Consider the following 3,055-nt stretch of genomic DNA (forward strand, 5'->3'; position numbering starts at 1 on the left):
GGCGCCGAATGGTCCGTCGCAGCAGCGGCGTGATTCGTCAGGCGTTGGCCGGTGCGGGTTTGTCGGCGTCCGAGGTGGACGCGGTGGAGGCCCACGGTACGGGAACCACCCTGGGGGACCCGATCGAGGCGCAGGCATTGCTGGCGACGTACGGTCAGGAGCGGCCGGAGGATCGGCCGCTGTGGCTGGGTTCGGTGAAGTCGAATATCGGGCATACGCAGGCGGCCGCTGGTGTCGCGGGTGTGATCAAGATGGTGCAGGCCATGCGGCACGGCGTACTTCCCGCCTCACTGCACGTCGACGAGCCGACGCCGCATGTGGATTGGGGTAGTGGTGCGGTACGGCTGCTGACGGAGCCGGTGGAGTGGCCGGACAGTGAGCGTCCCCGCCGCGCCGGGGTGTCCTCCTTCGGCGCCTCCGGTACGAACGCGCACGTGATCCTGGAGCAGGCCCCGGACACCCCAGAGGCGGAGTCGGTGCCCGAACACGTGGGTGTGGTGCCCTGGGTGCTGTCCGCGCGGAGTGCGGAGGCACTGCGCGGGCAGGCCGCGGCACTGTCCGGGCGCCTGGCCGAGGCTCCTGAGCTGACGCCGGTGGATGTGGGCTGGTCGCTGATCAGCACGCGGTCGGTGTTCGAGCATCGCGCGGTGGTGGCGGGTGAGGGCCGGGCGGAGTTGGTGGCGGCGGTCGAGGCCCTGGCGGCAGGGGAATCCCACCCGGATGTGGTGCACGCGACTGCTCCGGTGCCGGTGAGCGATGCGGGTCCCGTGCTGGTGTTCCCAGGGCAGGGATCCCAGTGGGCCGGGATGGGCGCCGCGCTGCTCGATGCGTCGCCGGTGTTCGCGGCGCGCGTGGCGGAGTGTGAGCGGGCGCTGTCGCCGTACGTGGACTGGTCGCTCACCGACGTGCTGCGCGGCGCGGAGGGCGCGGCCGAGATGAGCCGGGTCGATGTGGTGCAGCCGGTGCTGTGGGCGGTGATGGTGTCCCTGGCGGCGGTGTGGGCCGGGCACGGCGTGAAGCCCGCTGCGGTCGTGGGCCACAGCCAGGGTGAGATTGCGGCGGCGGTCGTGTCCGGGGCGCTGTCGCTGGAGGACGGCGCGAAGGTCGTGGCGCTGCGCAGCAGGGCCCTGCGCAAGCTGGCCGGTGGCGGGGCGATGGCGTCGCTCGGCGTGGGCCAAGAGCAGGCCGGACAGCTGCTGGCCCGGCTCGGCGACCAGGCGGCGGCGGTGGGTGTGGCGGCGGTCAACGGACCTTCCTCCACGGTCATTTCAGGTCCCCCGCAGCAGGTTGCCGCAGCAGTGGCCGCATGCCAGGAGGACGGCGATCGCGCACGGCTCATCGATGTGGACTACGCCTCGCACGGCCCCCAGATCGATGAGATCCGCGACGAGCTGCTCCGCGAACTGGACGGAATCCACCCGAACGACACCTCCGCACCAGGCATCACGTTCTACTCCACGGTGACCGGCGGACGGATCGACACCGCCACCGTGGACACCGCGTACTGGGTGACCAATCTGCGGGATCAGGTCCGCTTCGCCGACGCGCTCGAGGCGGCGCTGGCCGACGGCCACCGGGTGTTCATCGAAACCAGCACCCACCCCGTGCTCACCATCGGCATGCAGGAAACCTTCGAGCACACGGGCGTGGAGGCCATCACCGTCCCCACGCTGCGCCGCGACCACGGAGACCGGGCCCAGCTGCTCCGGGCGCTCGCCCAGGCGTTCGTCGCCGGAGTCGACGTCGACTGGACGACCCTGTACCCGGCCTCGCCCCCACCCCGGATCGTGGAGCTGCCCACCTACGCCTTCCAGCGTGAGCGGTATTGGCTCGACGGCGACAGCGGTCGTGGGGGCGACCCGGCCGACCTGGGACTGATCTCCGCACGACACCCCGTGCTGGCCGCCGCCGTGGAGCTGGCCGATGGCAACGGCCATGTGCTGACGGGCCGTCTCTCGGCGCGCAGCCATGCGTGGCTCGGCGAGCATGTGGTGGCGGACGCGGTACTGGTGCCGGGCGCGGCCCTGGCGGAATGGGCGCTGCGGGCCGCCGACGAGGTCGGCGCCGGTGGCGTGGAGGAACTGGCGCTCCAGATCCCGCTGGTGCTGCCCCCGTCCGGCGGTGTGCGGCTTCAGGTGGTTGTCGGCGCGCCCGGGGACGACGGACGCCGTGACGTACAGGTGTACTCGCGGCCCAACGGCGATGCCGACCCCGGCGCCGCGTGGAGGTGCCACGCGGAGGGCGTACTGAGCCCGCCCACCGATCGCGCCGACGACGACGCGGCCGGACTGACCGGCGCATGGCCCCCGGCGGGCGCGGAGCCGCTGGAGACCGAGGGATTCTACGAACGCGCCGCGGCCGCCGGATATGCGTACGGCCCGTCCTTTCAGGGGCTGCGGGGGGTGTGGCAGGACGGCGCGGACGTGCTGGCCGAGGTGGTGCTGCCGGAAGCCGCGGGCGAACACGGTGGCTTCGGCATCCACCCGGCGCTCCTCGACGCCGCCCTGCACCCGGCCCTCCTGATCGACCAGCTCACCACCGGCACGGACACCGAGACCACCCCTGGCCAGGTGTGGCTGCCGTTCGCGTGGAACGGCGTCACGCTGTGGGCGGCCGAGGCGACCACGGTCCGGGTCCGATTGTCCCCGTACGAGCAGAGCGCGGACGGCGAGCGAGCGCTGCGCGTGACCGTGGCGGATGCGGTCGGTGCGCCGGTGTTGACCGTGGATTCAGTGGCGATGCGCCCGGCGAGCGCGGACCAGTTGCGCGCGGTGGACACCCGTCGTTCGGACAGCCTTGTTCCACCCTCGACTGGACCTCCCTGCCCCTCACCGTGAACACCACGGAGGCGGGCGACGACGGCCGCTGGACGGTATTGGGCGCCGCCCCCCACCTTGCCGCACCGGGCGCGAACCACCTCGCCGACCTCACGGCATTGACCGAGGCGCTCGATCGCGGCGAGCCGACACCGTCGGTCGTCCTCGCCGACGTACGGTCCCCAGGCGTCGGGGACGATACGGCGGCCGAGGCCCTGGCCATGACGGAACGGACGCTG

1 pseudogene is annotated in these 3,055 nt (G+C 72.5%); it reads left to right on the forward strand.

What is annotated here, in order from left to right:
* Positions 1-3,055, forward strand: a pseudogene (locus SSOG_RS47335) (type I polyketide synthase); the annotation flags it as partial.

It is taken from the genome of Streptomyces himastatinicus ATCC 53653 (assembly GCF_000158915.1).
Classification (GTDB): domain Bacteria; phylum Actinomycetota; class Actinomycetes; order Streptomycetales; family Streptomycetaceae; genus Streptomyces; species Streptomyces himastatinicus.